Genomic DNA, 17,288 nt, shown 5'->3' on the forward strand with positions numbered 1-17,288 from the left:
GCACAATCACTGTGCATTCCTTTTTTGTTTGCTGCTAGGAGCGTCAAAATGAGGATAACGATGGCAAAGTAGTGGATAGAACGGCAAAAGTGGAGGATAGCCCGGACAAAGTAGCGGATAGAACCGGCAAAATGGAGGATAGCGAGGGCAAAGTAGTGGATAGAACCGGCAAAAGTGAAGGATAGCGAGGTAAAAGTAGCGGATAAAACCAGCAAAGTGAAGAAAAGCCGGTCAAGTAGTGGATAGAACGGCAAAAGTGAAGGGTAGCGAGGTTAAAGTAGCGGATAGTACGGCAAAAGTGAAGGATAGCCCGGACAAAGTAGTGGATAGAACAGCAAAAGTGAAGGATAGCGAGGGAAAAGTAGCGGATAGAACCGGCAAATGGAGGATAGCCCGCTCAAAGTAGTGGATAGAACAGCAAAAGTGAAGGATAGCGATGGCAAAGTAGCGGATAGAACCGGCAAATGGAGGATAGAACGGATAAAGTAGCGGATAGAACGGCAAAAGTGGCGGATAGCCCGGACAAAGTAGTGGATAGAACCGGCAAAAGTGAAGGAAAGCCCGGACAAAGTAGCGGATACAACTGCAAAAGTGAAGGATAGCGAGGTAAAAGTAGCGGATAGAACCAGCAAAGTGAAGGATAGCCCCACAAAACTAGTGGATAGCCCCACAAAACTAGCGGAAAGCCCGCGAAGAAAGAAAAACGGCTTCGACGAAATCGGTAGTCTCTGCCCCCTTGTGTAAAGTGCGGATAGGCTCTAAGGTAATTATAAAGAAAGTGTAAAGTTCGGAGAAAAATGTTTTTTCCGTAGTAAGGTTAATGCAGGAGGAGAATGATGAAGGAAAAGTTATTACTGATAGAGGATGATGCAGCTATTGGTCGCATTGTGAAGGATACGTTGGAGCAGGAGGGCTATTGTGTGACATGGGCTACTACAGGCCTTGAGGGATTAGCAGATTTTCAAGCGCAACCTTTTGATTTAGTGTTGGTGGATTGGATGTTGCCAGAAATGGATGGTCTGACGGTTTGTCAAAATATTCGCTGGGAGAGTGATGTGCCCATCCTTATGATGAGTGCGCGTAAGGAAGAGGAGGATAAGGTGGAGGGCTTGCAGGGGGCAGATGATTATATTGCAAAGCCATTTAGTTTAGAGGAGTTAAAGGCACGGGTTGCCTCCCATCTTAGGCGCTGGCGACGCTATCATAAGCAAGAGGCGGTAGAGGAGCAAACTGCCTATGCGAATGGCTTAACAATAGATTGGCAACGGGAAATTGTCAGGGTTAATCAGCAAGAAATTGCGTTAACTCAAAAAGAATTTGCTCTTGTCAGGTTGCTAGCAAAAAATCCGAGTCAAACTTTCACGAAAGAGGAACTGTATCAGCATATTTGGCAGCAGGCGACTTTAGAGGACACCCATACTGTCACCGTACATATAAAGGCACTGCGAGAAAAGCTCAAGGATTCAGTGAAAAATCCAAATTTCATTCAAACCGTGTGGGGGAAGGGCTACCGCTTTATTGGTGAACCATTATGAAAATAAAAGCGTGGTTACTGATCATGTTTTTTATTGTAATGGTATTACCCATAGCAGGTGCTTATAGCCTTTATGTGTGGATTAATGCTTATTATCAAGATAAAAATGTGGCGGAGTTCTTTGACAAGTGGACTGAGCTGAATCAGGTAAAAGATGTCGTTGACAATCCAGTACTTTATCGAAAAAATGCCAATTTTGAGGAGGTAGAGGATCTTACCAATGAGCAACTGGCGATTACCCTCTATACAAAATCTGGCTATGTTTTATATTCCTCCAACCCTTTGCTAACGGGCTATGTAGGGAAAGAGCGTATGTTGAAAGGCTTATATGATTTACAGCAATCCTACAACGCTTTTACCTATAAGGAGCCTGTTTATCAAAAAGGTGATTTGTTGGGCATCTATGAAATTCAATTAATACGAACAGATTGGGTAAAGGGTGTAGAAAAGCGTTCTTGGCTTGTTATGACAAGCACGATTCTGCTGTTTCTTATCATTTATTTAACTGTCATCTTGTTGCTACATCGGAAACTAAATCGGCCATTACGTGAACTGATGCAGCAAATGCGTAATTTTGCGAAAGGTCAGCATGGTAAATCAACTCTCGGTGTCAGAAAAGATGAGATTGGGGCACTCGCCCAAACGTTTGAGGCAATGCAGGATGAAATAGAACAAACTCGGGCTTCGTTAAAAGTGGAGCAACAGCAAAAAGAAATGATGATTGCAAGCATTTCCCATGATTTGAAAACGCCCCTTACAGCCATTCAAGCCTATGCTGAATCTTTACAAAACAAAGGCTTATCAGAACAGCAACAGGTGGAATATCAGCAGGTCATCGTCACGAAGGCAGATCGAATGAAGCATATGCTAGAGGATTTATTGATGTTTACATTACTTCAATCTACGGACTACGAATTAGAGCTGATAGCTGTGGATGGGGAAGAATTTTTTGACATGGCCTTATCTGATTATGAACCGTTATGTGTGGAAGAAGGATTTACATTAGAAGTCTTCTGTGCTGTGGATGGGCTCTATGCTGTGCATCCTAAACAACTTCAGCGTGTCATTGATAATTTATTGAGCAACGCATGGCGTTATGGGGAAAAGGGGACAACAATCGGCTTAGCAGCAGTCAATGCTGGGAACAATCCGCAATGGGGTTTTAATTTCTTGAAGTCTGCTTTAACCGAGCAAGAAGGTATGTATATCATCGTGCAAAATGTTGGATTAGGCATACCACAACAGGACATTGCAAAATTATTTGAGCCCATGTATCAAGCCGATCGTGCAAGATCAAAGGCTGGAGAACGAGGAACAGGGCTTGGCTTAAATATTACGAAACAAATTATTGAAAAACATGGTGGGACTGTCGAGCTACTTTCAAGGGAGAGCGTTGGAACAGCAGTTATTTGCTGGCTACCACCTTATAAAGGAGTAAATACATGATGAAGTGGAAACAATCATGCCGAGCAGCAGGCTTAATTGCTGTAATGACATTTAGTTTAGTAGGCTGTAATACGGAAGCATCGTATACACCACAGGAAATAATAGAGCAGGCTCTTCACGAATCGAAGGAGCCACTTACGTATTATGGCGAATATACGTTAGATATGGGAGAGCTAGGTGGCAAAGCTTATGTGAAGGAATGGGTAAAGGATCGAAATAGACGGTTAGAGATGACAGGTGACAATGGTGAACATGTGATTACGGTCACAAAGGATGCTGAAGTGATTAGCTATGATGTTACTGAACATACAGCCTATACAATGGCTTATTCGCAGGATGAACTTGACGGCCTACAATCACCGAAAGATCAGGTACAGCTTATTTTTAATATGGTTAAAGATACGCATGATATTAAGATAGCTGGAGAAGAGAAGGTTGCTGGTAGAGATACGTATAAAATTGTAGCGAAAACGAAGAAAACGGAATCATTATTTGGGGATATGGAAGCATGGATTGACAAAAAAACTTGGTTGACGTTAAAAATGAAGTCAGATAATGCAGGAAATAAAATGATTACCGAATATTCAAAGATCAATTTTGCTGAAAAAATCGAAGATCAACAATTTACACTAGATCTACCAAAGGATGTAACGATTCAAGAAATTAGCGGAGAAGATCCTTCTGAATCCATTTCATTGGAAGACGCCAAGCAGCAGCTAGAAACGTTTTTAATGGTTCCAGAAGAAAATGGTCTTACGTTAGATAAAATTTCAGTTGTTAAAGGGATAGAAGATCGATCAGAATATTCTTTTGATTATGGATTAGATGGAGAGCTCGCATTTTTTGTCACGGTATTTAAAGCTGATGCTAGTATGGCAGATATTGGTCCCATCCTAAATGAAAAAGAGATGGATATTCGAGGACAAAAAGGAACCGTTATGGATGATCAACATTTCCGTTCAATTGCTTGGCAAGAAAACGGCTACCAATATAGTATTGTTGGGCAAAATCCAGAGTTAACGGCTGAGGATCTTGTAAGCTATGCACAAAAAATGATAGTTGTACAATGAGGTGAGGTGATGCTATGAAAAAAGCACACGGATTAAAATGTCTAGCATTGTTTTTATTTACCACTATTTTCTTCTATGGGGTAGGAGAAACATATGATGTGTCTTGGCTCCAATTTCAATTGACAGGCCAATATAATGATGTCGGTTTTTATTTTAGCTTTACTTCCCTAATTCCAATCTTGATTGGACTAGTAATGGTGGGGCTATATGAATCACTATTAAAACGATTTATCTAAATAATTTAGAGGCAGGATCTCTTAAGGAGGGTCCTGCTTTTTTTATGGTAGGTATCTATTACTATAAAAAGGATTTTTAAAGGAGATTTTAAAATGGCTATTTTTTTCTATAGCTTCGCCCTACAATTGTTTGTCCCCATTGTTATTGGTCCTTTGCTTTTACTTTACATTAACTTATTTACATCATTTAAAAATGGATGATGATAGGGCGATTAAGAAAACAAAGTGGGCAGCGGTGCTGTCTTTAGGACTCGCTTTGGTTGTCCCAGCTCTTTATAATGTAATGATGTTGATGATGATGAGATGAGGCGATAAGGTGATAATTTACAAGCAATTTGTACATAATGAAGGGTAACGGGTTTAGTCATGCTAAAAATGGGGAATATACATTTATCCTAAGCAAACGTAGGTGATACATATGTTTGATCAATTATTATTCCAGTTACCTTTTATCATTTTTATTGGTTTATTTTCGCAATGGTTAGCTTGGCGTTTTCGCATGCCAGCCATTGTAATTATGAGTATAGCTGGACTGATGATTGGTCCTTTTACAGGCCTAGTATCTCCAAAAGAGACATTTGGCCCTATTTTTCATACAATTATTTCTTTGGCAGTTGCCGTTATTTTATTTGAAGGAAGTTTAAGTCTTGATTTTCGAGAAATACGTGGCTTTCGTAAATCAATTTTACGCATTTCCACCGTAGGGGCAGCCATCGCTTGGCTAGCAGGCTCGACTGCTGCTCATTATGTAGCAGGTCTATCATGGCCAGTCGCCTTTGTAATTGGTGGCTTGTTTATTGTAACAGGCCCAACCGTCATTTTACCTTTATTAAGACAGGCAAAATTGAAGGAGCGACCAGCGGCGATCTTAAAATGGGAAGGAATTGTTGTCGATCCCTTTGGAGCCTTATTAGCGCTTTTTGCGTATCAAGTGGTTTTAGGTTTGTATCAGTTAGAAGGTGGGACATCTCTTCCTGTCTTCTTTATTTCAGCATTTTTAGCTGCCCTTTTAGGAGGAATTGTAGGCTATTTAATGGGTCAATGCTTGGAGCGAGGATTGATTCCTGAATTTTTAAAATCCCCTTTGCTGCTCGCAACGATTTTACTCGTTTTTGCCTTAAGTGATGCCATTATGCATGAAACAGGCTTGCTAGCGGTGACGGTTATGGGGCTAGTCATGGCAAATATGCATTTAACAAGTCATCATGAACTGCTTCATTTTAAAGAAAATATTTCGGTAATTTTAATTTCCAGTGTTTTTATAATGCTAACCGCCTCCCTTACAGTTGAAACTTTATGGCAGATTGTTGATTGGCGTATGCTATTATTCGTGCTGGCAATGATGTTTATCGTTCGACCGTTATCGATTTGGATTGCGACGATAAATACAGGCTTAACGTTGGAAGAACGGGCATTAATCGGGTGGATTGCACCGCGAGGCATTGTTGCGTTAACTGTATCGGGTTACTTTACAACGGCACTGCAGGATGTAGGGTTTCAAAGTGCACAGTTATTAACAGCGCTGACATTAGCACTTGTTTTTGCGACAGTAGTTGCCCATGGTTTTAGTATTGGCTGGCTTGCCAAAAAGCTTCATTTACAGGCTTCCACTGGTAAAGGTATCGTCATTGTAGGCGCATCACCATTCACAACTCAATTAGCGACATCACTTCAAAGTAATGGAATTGATGTATTAGTGATGGATCGCTCATGGGAAGATTTATCTGCTGCTCGCCACAATGGCTTGAAGACGGAAACGGGTGATATTTTAAGCGAGCATACCGAGTTCTATGTCGACCTAACCCCTTATGATCAGCTAATTGTCGCTACAAAGCAGGATGCCTATAATGTTCTTGTTTGTGCTGACTTTGTGCCAGAGCTCGGGCGTCTCAATATTTATCAGACAGCCCTACATTCTACTGACCCTAAAAATTATTCTCGAAAATACGGGGGACAGTTATTAGTCGATGCAGAGCACGATATTCATCAATTAAATGCGCTTATTGAACAAGGTGCGCAACTACGGCAAACGAAAATTACTGAAGTATTTACAGTGAAAGATTATCTAGAACAAAACCCAAATGCCATCATGATCTATGCCATGACCTCAGATGGAGATATCGTGTTAGATATGGTCAATAAATATGACGATATAAAAAATGAACCACATACCATTATTAGTTTAATTGGCTAACTATATGTTGGAGAGCGTTAATCAAAAAAGGATTAACGCTTTTTAAGTTGAAGTTATTGCTACTCAAGGAGGTAAAACATGAATTATATTACACCGAACAAAGCCATGTTAAAGATGAACAGATGGCCTCGACAGACGATAGCAGCGGGTCGGCGACATTCCGTTGGGCTTCAAGCTGATGGAACTGTGGTGGCTACAGGAGATAATAAATATGGGCAATGTCATGTAAGCGGTTGGCGTGATATAGTAGCGGTGGCGGCTGGTAATGTTCATATGGCGAGGAATACAGGAAATACGCATACAATTGGTCTTCACTCAAACGGTACGGTGGAAGCTGTTGGTTGGAATAAGCATAATCAATGTCATGTAAACGAGTGGTGTGATATAGTCTCGGTTGCAGCCGGCTGGTGTCATACCATTGGCCTTCAATCGAATGGTATGGTGCTCGCAGTGGGCCGAAATCATGAAGGAGAGTGCCAAGTAAACGACTGGCGTAACATTGTAGCAATCGCTGCAGGTGACTGGCACACTATTGGTCTTCAATCGGACGGCTCGGTAACCGCTGCAGGGAATAATCGCTACCACCAATGTAACGTCCATGATTGGCGCAATATGGTGTCGGTTGCTGCAGGTTATCTTCATACAATTGGTCTTCATTCAGACGGCACTGTATCAGCCGTGGGGTCGAATAAACATAAGCAATGCGATGTAATGGGCTGGCAAGGGATGGTGTCGGTAGCAGCGGGTAGTTACCATACCATTGGACTTCAAGCTGATGGCACGGTAATAGCTGTTGGTTTGAATAAACATGGTCAATGTAATGTAAATGACTGGCATGATATTGTGGCAGTTGCGGCGGGTTGCGCACATACTGTTGGACTTCGAGCAGATGGCACAGTGGTTGCAGTAGGGGATAATGAGTATGGCCAATGCGATGTAAGTGGCTGGCAGGGCATACAAGTACATGGCGATTAGATATTGGACACTAGATTTTCAAAAAGGAGCTTGGATTCCCAAACTCCCTTTTTTAGTTGACTCCTTGCTAGTTACGCAATTTGCTGTAAATGTGTTTTCGTAAAAGCTTCCTCATATTTGAGCCCATAACCGAGAGCTCGATCTAAAAAAATATGTGAGAGCCATATCAGAGCAGCTGCAAGAAGTGATGGGGATGCCACCATAAAGCCAATAATAAGAAGCACTGCAGGTAACGCAAAGCTATGCCCAATATTATAAAAGAGAGCACCTATTTTTGTATTCAAGACATAGCCGACCATTGTAATGTCAGGCAGTAGTAAAAAAACGATAAAATAAAGCCATGAAAAATTTAAGTGCCAATAGAAAAAGACCGTGATCATAAAAGCAATAACATATTCTAAAGAAATAATTTTACGTAATTTCATCATCCATCACCTTCCAATAAATTTTGATACATATCCTCTATGAGAGAGGCAATTTTTTCTTGATTTTTTTCATATTGTCCATCAGCCATTAATGTTTTCGTCAACTGTAAGGATTGAAGTGCATGTTGATAAAAATGAAGTTGTTGTTCAATACGGGTGATTTTTGTAGAAAACAGCTGTACCGTTTCTTCATTGCACGTTGGTGATACAGGCTTTTGCTCTAATGTTAGTAAGTGCTTAATTTCTTGGAGTGTAAAGCCTAGCTGGCGTAAGACGATAATAAATTTCATGGTCTGTTCACACGAGGCATCATACACACGGTAGCCATTTTCCTGTTTTTGGGGATGTAGTAAGCCCTCTTTTTCGTAGTAGCGAATTGTATCAGTTGTTAAATGAAATGTCTCAGCGAATTGTTTTATTTTCATGTAAGTACCTCCTAAAATCATCCTAACATTGGAGTATGCTCCAAGGTCAAGGTTCTTAATGAAAATAATTAAAATAAATGAAACGGTCATCCAGTGGCAGTCGTTTATAGTGTAAGAAGGGGAGGTGGACGGCATACTTGAACAAATAATCGATGAACATGCAGAACATTTATTACGTCTCGCCTATTTTTACGTCAAAAACCGGCAAACAGCAGAGGATATTGTGCAAGAGGTCTTCATTAAATTTTCACAGCGTGGCTATGAGGAAAGAGGACAGCTCCGTGCGTATTTATCCACGTTAACAATTAATCAAAGCAAGGATTATTTGAAAAGCTGGCATTATAAAAAAATACTGATACAAGAAAAATTATTTCCTATGCAGGGCGGTAAACAGCGGGATGAACTCGTGGCAGCAGAAGAACGATCCCAAATTGGGGCGGCTATCTTAAAGTTATCATTAACCTATCGAGAGCCCATCTTTTTATATTATTTTGAAGAAATGAAGATTCGTGATATTGCCCAGCTGCTCGGTATGGCAGAAAATACGGTCAAGACAAGGCTGAAACGGGCAAGAGAGGCATTAAAGCCCCATCTGAAGCAGGGGGAATGGGAGGTGTTAAGGCATGAGTGAAATACACAATGAATTAGTCAAAGTAGCGGGTGATTTGACAGCGAGCAAAGAGCGAGTCAAAAAACAAGTACTAAAACAGGCACATATTAATAGAAGGAAGCCTCTTCGATTCACCCTGTTAACAGTAGTACTGACACTTTGTGTGGAGGGATTTGTTATGGTGCAGCTTCTTACGAATGAAACAAATCAAACGTCCTCACTATTTCATGAAAGGCAGCTACAGCACTTCGAACGTATTAGTCAAAATATGTGGCCAGGGAAAGAACAGGAATTTTATAAGGAGGAGGCCTATCTTTCTTATGAGAAACTTATTGCCTCCTACTATTTTGCAGAGTCTCTAGGTATTGACTATTCAAAGAATGACCTAGAAGTCGAGAGAAAGAAGCAAGTGGACCAATTGGAAATGCTTCATCAATCACCTGGATATGAAGATTTTTTTCAAGGATTAACACCTAAACAGTATGTTGAAACTTATCTCGAACCCCTTCTGCCAATGTATACTGTTCGGGCGAAGCTGTATGACAAGTATAAGGAAAAATATCCAACCTTTTATGCCTATCAGGAAGTAGCCACTATTGACGCCAAACGGTATTTCCAAGCGAATTTTGCTGAGCAAGCAACAACCTTTCAAAAGGAGCATAACATTAAAATTCGTTCCAGCTCATATGGTTCTTCAAAGGTTGGGACCGTTGCAAAAGTTGAATCAAATGTTTTCTTGTTTGTAGAAGGGGTGATTCCTGATGATCTTAATCACATGACGAAGGAACAGCTTGATGAAAAATATGAACAAGCCGATTGGTATCCGGTGTTGGATGATTTTCCTGTCAAGCAGGGGGATTATATTACATTAACATCAATAGGTACAGGGAGCATTGAGGAAAACGGAGTCGTAAGAAAATATGGGTTATTAAATAAATTGGAGGTACTAGAACCAGCCATTACAAAGAAGCTTGAGCTAGACAATGAGCAAGAGGTCGCTCAGTTTTTACGGGATATCCCGTGGCAGCCTGCAGATGTGATGAAAAGACCACCTGAATATTCTTTTCAAGTAGAAGGTGTACGGATTGAAATATGGAATGGCTATGGTGGGTCCCTCTACATTCAAAAAGTAGGGAGCGGAGAAATTCAGCTGAGTGCCAATAGAGCAAAGCAGTTAAAAGTCCTTTTAGGTATAGATGAATCTTAACAAGTCTCTTTAAAAGAGGCTTGTTTTTTATTTGGAGGAAAATTATAGTAAAAATACCATGTTAAAATAACCTTTCTTTAAAATTTAGGATAAAATACACAGTATTTTTTATCGCTAGGATGAATTACTTAATAACGGAAAAATAAATGAGACCAAAGAATTGTAATATTTTGTGTGTAAATGTAGTATTAAAGAAGTAAGGGAAGATAAGGGGGGGCCGTATGAATACACAAGAATTTGAAGAATTATGGATTACGCTCAATGAATTATATAATGCTGATCGCTTTTTAGAATATATAGAAATAAGTAGTACAGCAATTGAAAGTGCTATTGAGCTTGGTATGTATGATAAGGCTATCCTGCTACTGCGCTATAGTTGTGCCAGCTATTTTCAAACGGGTGATCTACAGCTTTCCATAAGTATCCTTGAACAATATCGTGAGTTAACTTTTCAATATGGCACTGATATTGATTTAATTCAATATTACAATATAGCCGCCATTTATTGGGGAACATTTGGGCATTTAAAAAAATCCGAGGAGTTAATGCTGAAGGGGCTAAAGATTGCTGAATCGATTCAGCATGTGGAGAGCATGGGTAAAATTTATAATAACCTAAGCGATTTAGAAATATCTATGGGGAGTTATAGGAAGGCAAAGGAATTTGCTTTAAAAAGTCTGTATTATTCGAATGCTTTTGAAGTGCAGCATAAAGAGCCGTATACAACTATGATTTATCCGAAAACAAATCTAGCTGTAGCGCTTATTTGGCTTGAGGAATTTGAGGAAGCGAATACGATATTACAAGAATTGTTGGCAACGATTCACCATCCACCATACTCAAAAGTGCAGCTGGAGGTTTTTAATGCATATGCATTTTTATGCGAAAAGCAGGGACGGATAAGTGAAGCCATTGATTTATACCAAAAGACAAAACACTATGCTTTGCAAAACAATGATCTATCCTTGCTTCAGCTTATTTATAATTCTTTAGTGAAGCTCATTGAGGACCAAGGCAATAAAGTGGTGCTATGTGCCGTTCAAAAAGAATATATTAATATATTGTTAGAAATACAACGTGAAAACTACTCACATGTATTGTTTGAAATGGAATACAACGATCATAAGAAGCAATTTGAAAAAAATGCCTATATCGATCCGCTAACGAATATCTACAACCGTCGTTATTTTGATGAACAGGCAGCAAAAATGGTTGAAAAAGCAGCCGAAAGAAATCAGCAATTAGCATTAATGATGGTGGATTTAGACCATTTTAAGGAAATCAATGATATGAATGGTCATTTATTTGGAGATGATGCATTAACAAGTACTGCTAAAACATTACAGGATTATTTTAAGCCCTTCGAATCCATTGTCGCACGCTTTGGCGGGGATGAATTTATTGTACTAAGTCAAGTAAAGGAAGGCGAATCGGTTCAAGAATTGGCAGATAACCTTTATCAAACACTAGCCTCGCTATCTCTTACGGTGGAGCATAAAACGGTTCAATTAGAGTTTAGTATTGGCGTGAGTACGAACCAGCATGGTGAAATTCAGAAGGTGGACGAACTAATTAAACATGCGGATGAAGCGCTTTATAAGTCAAAGCGTAATGGTCGCAACCAAATTACACACTATAACCAATATTATGATGTTGGAAATGGTATTTAAATGAGAGAGAGGCATATCTACAGTGGAAGTGCCTCTTTCGTGAAAGGTTTGTTAATGTTGTGGATTGATTAGGCCGTAAAAAATAATATCTTCAAATGTACCATTTTTATTAACATGATTCTTCAACGTTCCCTCATAGCTCATGCCACATTTCTCCATGATTTTTCCTGAAGCGGGATTGGATAAAAAATACTGGGCATAGACACGATGATAGTTTTTCTCTTGAAAGGCAAACTCGATGATAGCTTGCGCTGCCTCTGTTCCATAGCCATTTCCCCAATACGGCTCCCCAATCCAATAAGCCATTTCTCCATTTTGATGTTGTGAACGATTTGACAAGCCTATTGCCCCATATAATTGTCCACTAATTTTGTCTGTTATAGCAAATTCGTATAGTCGATTATCCTCAAAGTTTTGTGGATGTGTGGAAATCCATGACAATGCACAATCTAATGTATAGGGATAAGGTAAATTCAGGGTGCTTTTATAAAGAGCATAATTGTTACATAATAGACTGACTTCAGGTGCATCTGCCTCTGTAAAAAGTCGGAGCATAAGACGTTCTGTTTCTATTGTTTTTTCTGCTGCTCTGTAAATCATTGAAATACCCCCTTCATAAATGGATAAAACCGATTATAGCACAAAGGCAAGAAAAACAAACCAAATAATGGATATTTGATAAAAACATCTTGATATGAGATAAAAATTTATTGAAAAACGATAAATTTTATGATAAATTGAACAGGACAATAAATAAAAGAGGTGCGTAAGATGAAACGAGAAACGCTCTTTTTAAAGATCGCTGTTTTTCTTATGGGATTGCCCGTTCTCGCCTTATGTATATGGGTGGTACCACGTGTTGCTTTGAATACAGGGGAGCATTCTCCAGTTTTAACCATTTTTGCTTTACTTGGGGTCTATGCAACGGCAATCGCATATTTTGTTGCTCTTTATACGACGATTAAACTGCTAAGCTATATTGACCAAAACATTGCATTTTCAGAGCTATCAGTGAAGGCTTTAATTAAGATTAAATATTGTGCAATTATCATTAGTAGTGTTTACGTGGTTGGCATGCCACTGATATACTATGCTGCGGAAGTAGATGATGCCCCTGGTCTTATACTTATCGGAATGGTCATTGTTTTTGCTTCCTTTGTCGTTGCAGTTTTTGCTGCTGTGCTTCAAAAGCTTCTAAAAAATGCCATCGATATCAAATCAGAAAATGATTTAACGGTTTGAGGTGAATATTATGGCGATGATCATCAATATTGATGTAATGCTGGCGAAACGGAAAATGAGTGTAACAGAGCTATCAGAAAAAGTTGGCATCACAATGGCAAACCTATCTATTTTAAAAAATGGCAAGGCCAAAGCCATTCGCTTTTCAACATTAGAGGCAATTTGTGAGGCGTTAGATTGTCAGCCCGGTGATATTTTGGAATATCGAAAAAATGAAGAAATACAAAAATAAGAGTCTGCATGATGCAGATTCTTTTTTTGTTGAAATTATTGCCAATAGGAGTTGTCCTATGCTACGATGTAAAAAAGATATATCGACAGGCAGTCGGTCAAATGAGGGGGTTATCTTGATGAGGGAAATGAAGAAAGCAGAAGAACGCAGAAATGAAATTTTAGATGCAGCAGATGAATTATTTGCCCAGAAGGGTTTTGACGGCACAAGCACGAGTGCAATTCTTGAAAAAGTGGGCATTGCACGAGGCACATTATATTATCACTTTAAGTCGAAGGAAGATATTATGGACGCCCTTATTGAGCGCTATACAAGTACGATGCTAGCAAAGGCAAAAACCATTGCAGGAGACAAGAATATAGCTGTAAATGAGCGCATACTGCGTGTGGTGATGGCACTGAATGTGCAAAATGAACACAGTGGTCAGCAGATCATGGAGCATGTTCATAAACCACAAAATGCATTGATGCATCGAAAAATACAGCAAGTGATTCTTAATCAAGTACCACCTATTCTTACGTCCATAATCCGTGAAGGTATTGAGCAGGGTATTTATCACACACCGTATCCGTATGAATGTATGGAAATGATTATCGCTTATACCAATACGGTATTTGATGATGATCTGGTGGTAATGTCGGAAGAAGAACGGGCTACCCGTATCCCAGCATTTATTTTTAATGTGGAACGAATGCTTGGTGTTGAAAGTGGTAGCTTGCTGTACATGATGCAAATGTTTGGCAATGAAGGCGAAAGCGGTACGAAATAATACTATTCTTGGGTCTTGTTAGGTTGAATGAAAGTAAAAAACTTACTAAGAGGTGACCTATGTATTATAAAATTGTGCGAAATGATATGGCAAATAGCAAGCTAATTACAGGTATGACCACGCTATTTGTGGTAGCTGCAGCAATGCTTGTCACGCTATCGGCTGTGCTCATCGTCCACTTATCTAGTGCTATTGATTCTCTATTGAAACAGGCAGAAACAGCTCATTTTTTACAGATGCATGCAGGAGAAATCGATACGGAAAGGCTTGCTCTTTTTGCGGAACAGGATAAACGTGTAGAAGAATTTCAAATCAATAAATTTCTGAATGTAGATGGTTCTAACATTAACATAGCTGGTAAAACACTAGCACAAAGCGTACAGGACCATGGGTTTAGTATACAAAGTGAGCATTTCGATTATTTACTGGACCTTGATGGCCGTGTAATTGAAGTAGCAAATGGTGATATTTATCTTCCGGTTAGCTACTGGAAGGATGGCACAGCCAAAGTGGGGGATACCGTAACAGTACATGATCAGTCGTTGACGGTTGCAGGGTTTTTACGGGATTCACAAATGAATTCTATGTTAGCATCTTCTAAACGTTTTCTTGTCAGTGAGCAGGATTTCGCGGCGATCCAAAGGGCAGGTACGATGGAATATTTAATTGAATTTCGGCTTAACCATTTAGCTGATTTAAAAGACTTTGAAGAAGCCTATGCGTATGCAGGACTAGAAGCGAACGGTCCGACCATTACGTTTCCCCTTTTCAAAATGCTAAATGCCCTAACGGACGGGTTGATGATTGCGGTCATTCTACTAATTAGTATCCTCGTTGTAGCCATTGCATTTATGTGTATTCGTTTTACATTACTAGCTAAAATTGAAGAGGATTATCGTGAAATTGGTGTGATGAAAGCGATTGGCATACAAGTTACGGATATTCAAAGAATGTATCTAGCTAAATATGCCGCCATTGCAGGACTTGGCTGTATGCTTGGCTTTGCCTGCTCTTTCCTGCTACGGGATACACTGCTTGAAAATATCCGTTTGTATATGGGAGAAACAAACAATACCCCTTTCGTATGGTTGTTTACTATCATCGGATTACTGCTCGTGTTTCTTGCCATCATAGGTTATGTACAATCCGTTCTTAGACAATTTCGCAAGCTATCTGCCACGCAAGCTATTCGCTTCGGTACAATGCAAGGAAAAGCTGGTCATGCATCTTATTTGAACCTCAGCTCTAACAAAAGGCTTCCTATTAATCTCTTTTTAGGCATAAATGACGTGCTCTCACGCAAAAGGTTGTATGCCACTATGCTTACCGTCCTACTGTTGGCGACATTTATGATCATTGTTCCTCAAAATGTATCGAACACAATTTCTAGCAAAAGCTTTATAACACATATGGGGATTGGCGATAGTGACATTCGAATAGATATCCCACAAGGTCACCAAAAGGCTGTAGCTACGATCATGAAAACGCTAGAAAAGGATACAGCCATCAAGGAATATACCGTTTTGACGACAAAAAAATTCAAAGCCATTACAGATGATGGGACGGAAGAAAATCTAAAAATTGAGCTTGGCGACCATACAATCTTTCCTCTAACGTATGCCCAAGGTAGGGCGCCTGTTGCACAAAATGAAATGGCGCTTTCAGTATTGAATGCAGAGGAGCTTCATAAAAAGGTTGGTGATGTTATGTCACTAGTCATCAATGGTGAAAAGAAAAACCTAGTAGTGAGTGGTATTTATTCAGATATAACTAATGGTGGCAAAACAGCTAAGGCTGCCTTCTCTGACCATTCAACAGAAAGCGTATGGCGTGTCATTTATGGAACGATGTCAAATCCGTCACAGGTCGAAGAAAAGGTGAAGGAATATACGGATGCATTTTATTTTGCCAAGGTATCAGGCATTGATGATTATATTAACCAAACATTTGGGGCAACGATCCACTCTATAGAAAAAGCTTCTAACGCATCACTCATCATTGCCCTACTGCTGTCTATGCTCGTGACATGCTTATTTATGAAGATGTTGATGACGAAGGATCGATCATCTATCGCTATTATGAAATCATTGGGCTTTACAAATGGAGATGTCGCCACACAATATGTCGCACGTTCGATGCTTGTTGTATTAGTAGCTGTTTTAATAGGGAACTTACTCGCAAATACGCTAGGAGAATTTCTCACAAGCAAGGTCATTGCCTCATTTGGTGCAGCTTCATTTAATTTTACGATTAATTCACTAGCTATTTATGTTTTTTGCCCATTAGTACTCATAAGCGTCGTTTTACTTGCAACGATTATTGGTACATCAAGGGCGGGGCAAATAAAAATAATGGATCATATAAGGGGGTAGAATGAGATGAAGACCTTAGTGAGTGGTGAGCACATCGTAAAATCATTTCTAATAGGCAATGAACAGCACCCCGTTTTATTAGACGTATCCGTGGCAATAGCTGAAGGGGAGTTCATTTCCATTATGGGACCGTCAGGCTGTGGAAAGTCCACTCTCTTGTATGCACTAAGTGGGATGGATAGCATTGATCATGGCCGTGTTATTTTTGATGGTCTAGATGTAACCTCCTTAGATGACAAGGAACTTGCCAATCTGCGTAGAACAAGGATGGGCTTTGTGTTCCAGCAGCCAACCTTTCTAAAAAGCTTGAATATCCTGGATAATATCCTGCTACCAGCCATGCGTGATCAGCGGAAAAATGTGAAGGCCTTGACAGAAAGGGCGCTACAGCTCATGAACAAAATGGAGATTGAAGACTTGGCAAAGCGAGATATCACCCAGGTTTCCGGTGGTCAGCTTCAGCGGGCGGGCATTTGTCGGGCTTTAATCAACAATCCACAAATGATTTTTGGGGATGAGCCAACAGGTGCTTTAAATTCAACATCTGCCCAGGCAATTATGGATATACTAGCCTCTATAAATAGGGAAGGTACAACGATTATGCTTGTCACACATGATCCTAAAATTGCTGCGAGAACGGAGCGTATCCTCTTTATGTGTGATGGCGCAATCGTCAGTGAAATGCGCTTGCCAAAATTCGTTGGCTCGAATGTAGCCGATAGATTGGCCAAAGTGGTAGCAACAATGCGAGAAATAGGTATTTAATAGATGGGTTGAATCCGTAATTGCTTAAAAAGCGGCCATTACGGATTTTTTATTTTTTTTGTAAAAAAATGAATCGTAATGATAGTGGCGTCCGTCAGTAGTGTAGAAAGAAGGTG

18 protein-coding genes are annotated in these 17,288 nt (G+C 39.8%); 15 read left to right on the plus strand and 3 right to left on the minus strand.

Going from position 1 to position 17,288, the window contains the following annotated elements; translation table 11 throughout:
- Positions 1 to 238 precede the first annotated feature (238 nt).
- The 7 genes from MKY49_RS08685 (at position 239) to MKY49_RS08715 (ending at position 7,455) form a co-directional block, all read left to right on the plus strand.
- The gene (locus MKY49_RS08685; RefSeq protein ID WP_341385976.1) at positions 239 to 406 is read left to right on the plus strand and encodes a hypothetical protein; all 168 of its coding nucleotides are present in this window, start codon (positions 239 to 241) and stop codon (positions 404 to 406) included.
- Positions 407 to 836: 430 nt separating this feature from the next.
- Complete coding sequence (locus tag MKY49_RS08690; protein ID WP_341385977.1) at positions 837 to 1,535, plus strand: response regulator transcription factor; 699 nt, start codon at positions 837 to 839, stop codon at positions 1,533 to 1,535.
- The gene (locus tag MKY49_RS08695; RefSeq protein WP_341385978.1) at positions 1,532 to 2,980 is read left to right on the plus strand and encodes a HAMP domain-containing sensor histidine kinase; all 1,449 of its coding nucleotides are present in this window, start codon (positions 1,532 to 1,534) and stop codon (positions 2,978 to 2,980) included. The genes MKY49_RS08690 and MKY49_RS08695 overlap by 4 nt, the downstream gene beginning before the upstream one ends.
- The gene (locus MKY49_RS08700; RefSeq protein ID WP_341385979.1) at positions 2,977 to 4,050 is read left to right on the plus strand and encodes a LolA family protein; all 1,074 of its coding nucleotides are present in this window, start codon (positions 2,977 to 2,979) and stop codon (positions 4,048 to 4,050) included. Before MKY49_RS08695 ends, MKY49_RS08700 begins: the two co-directional genes overlap by 4 nt.
- A 14-nt stretch (positions 4,051 to 4,064) precedes the next feature.
- Complete coding sequence (locus tag MKY49_RS08705) at positions 4,065 to 4,286, plus strand: hypothetical protein (protein ID WP_341385980.1); 222 nt, start codon at positions 4,065 to 4,067, stop codon at positions 4,284 to 4,286.
- 418 nt (positions 4,287 to 4,704) lie between these two features.
- Positions 4,705 to 6,480 (plus strand): cation:proton antiporter, encoded by a 1,776-nt coding sequence (locus MKY49_RS08710; RefSeq protein WP_341385981.1) that lies wholly within the window; start codon positions 4,705 to 4,707, stop codon positions 6,478 to 6,480.
- A 78-nt stretch (positions 6,481 to 6,558) separates the two neighbouring features.
- A complete protein-coding gene (locus MKY49_RS08715; protein WP_341385982.1) occupies positions 6,559 to 7,455 on the plus strand; it encodes an RCC1 domain-containing protein in 897 nt (298 codons plus the stop codon).
- A 71-nt stretch (positions 7,456 to 7,526) separates the two neighbouring features.
- On the opposite strand, the gene MKY49_RS08720 is transcribed toward MKY49_RS08715, so the two are convergent.
- On the minus strand, positions 7,527 to 7,880 hold the full coding sequence (locus MKY49_RS08720) for a DUF4260 domain-containing protein (RefSeq protein WP_341385983.1): 354 nt from the start codon (positions 7,878 to 7,880) through the stop codon (positions 7,527 to 7,529).
- Positions 7,880 to 8,305, minus strand: a complete 426-nt coding sequence (locus tag MKY49_RS08725; protein ID WP_274796742.1) for a MerR family transcriptional regulator — start codon at positions 8,303 to 8,305, stop codon at positions 7,880 to 7,882. Before MKY49_RS08725 ends, MKY49_RS08720 begins: the two co-directional genes overlap by 1 nt.
- Positions 8,306 to 8,429: 124 nt before the next feature.
- Here MKY49_RS08725 and MKY49_RS08730 point away from each other — a divergent pair, with 124 nt between their 5' ends.
- From MKY49_RS08730 to MKY49_RS08740, 3 genes are all read left to right on the plus strand, one after another.
- Positions 8,430 to 8,936, plus strand: a complete 507-nt coding sequence (locus MKY49_RS08730) for a sigma-70 family RNA polymerase sigma factor (protein WP_341385984.1) — start codon at positions 8,430 to 8,432, stop codon at positions 8,934 to 8,936.
- Positions 8,929 to 10,122: a hypothetical protein gene (locus MKY49_RS08735; RefSeq protein WP_341385985.1), complete on the plus strand. Its 1,194-nt coding sequence runs from the start codon at positions 8,929 to 8,931 to the stop codon at positions 10,120 to 10,122. Before MKY49_RS08730 ends, MKY49_RS08735 begins: the two co-directional genes overlap by 8 nt.
- A gap of 221 nt (positions 10,123 to 10,343) precedes the next feature.
- Positions 10,344 to 11,792 carry a tetratricopeptide repeat-containing diguanylate cyclase gene (locus tag MKY49_RS08740; RefSeq protein ID WP_341385986.1) on the plus strand — a complete coding sequence of 483 codons (1,449 nt, stop codon included), beginning with the start codon at positions 10,344 to 10,346 and terminating at the stop codon, positions 11,790 to 11,792.
- Between the two features lie 51 nt (positions 11,793 to 11,843).
- Here the strand turns inward: MKY49_RS08740 and MKY49_RS08745 are convergent, their stop codons facing one another.
- Positions 11,844 to 12,392, minus strand: a complete 549-nt coding sequence (locus tag MKY49_RS08745) for a GNAT family N-acetyltransferase (protein WP_341385987.1) — start codon at positions 12,390 to 12,392, stop codon at positions 11,844 to 11,846.
- 171 nt (positions 12,393 to 12,563) lie between these two features.
- Between MKY49_RS08745 and MKY49_RS08750 the strand changes: the two genes are divergently transcribed.
- The 5 genes from MKY49_RS08750 (at position 12,564) to MKY49_RS08770 (ending at position 17,172) form a co-directional block, all read left to right on the plus strand.
- Positions 12,564 to 13,034: a DUF2975 domain-containing protein gene (locus MKY49_RS08750; RefSeq protein WP_274796747.1), complete on the plus strand. Its 471-nt coding sequence runs from the start codon at positions 12,564 to 12,566 to the stop codon at positions 13,032 to 13,034.
- A 10-nt stretch (positions 13,035 to 13,044) separates the two neighbouring features.
- Complete coding sequence (locus tag MKY49_RS08755) at positions 13,045 to 13,266, plus strand: helix-turn-helix domain-containing protein (protein WP_274796748.1); 222 nt, start codon at positions 13,045 to 13,047, stop codon at positions 13,264 to 13,266.
- A 118-nt stretch (positions 13,267 to 13,384) separates the two neighbouring features.
- A complete protein-coding gene (locus tag MKY49_RS08760; RefSeq protein ID WP_341385988.1) occupies positions 13,385 to 14,035 on the plus strand; it encodes a TetR/AcrR family transcriptional regulator in 651 nt (216 codons plus the stop codon).
- A 59-nt stretch (positions 14,036 to 14,094) separates the two neighbouring features.
- Positions 14,095 to 16,407, plus strand: coding sequence for an ABC transporter permease (locus MKY49_RS08765; protein ID WP_341385989.1), 2,313 nt, complete (start codon positions 14,095 to 14,097; stop codon positions 16,405 to 16,407).
- Positions 16,408 to 16,413: 6 nt separating this feature from the next.
- Positions 16,414 to 17,172, plus strand: a complete 759-nt coding sequence (locus MKY49_RS08770; RefSeq protein ID WP_341385990.1) for an ABC transporter ATP-binding protein — start codon at positions 16,414 to 16,416, stop codon at positions 17,170 to 17,172.
- Positions 17,173 to 17,288 lie beyond the last annotated feature (116 nt).

The organism is Lysinibacillus sp. FSL M8-0134, assembly GCF_038069745.1.
GTDB lineage: Bacteria > Bacillota > Bacilli > Bacillales_A > Planococcaceae > Lysinibacillus > Lysinibacillus irui.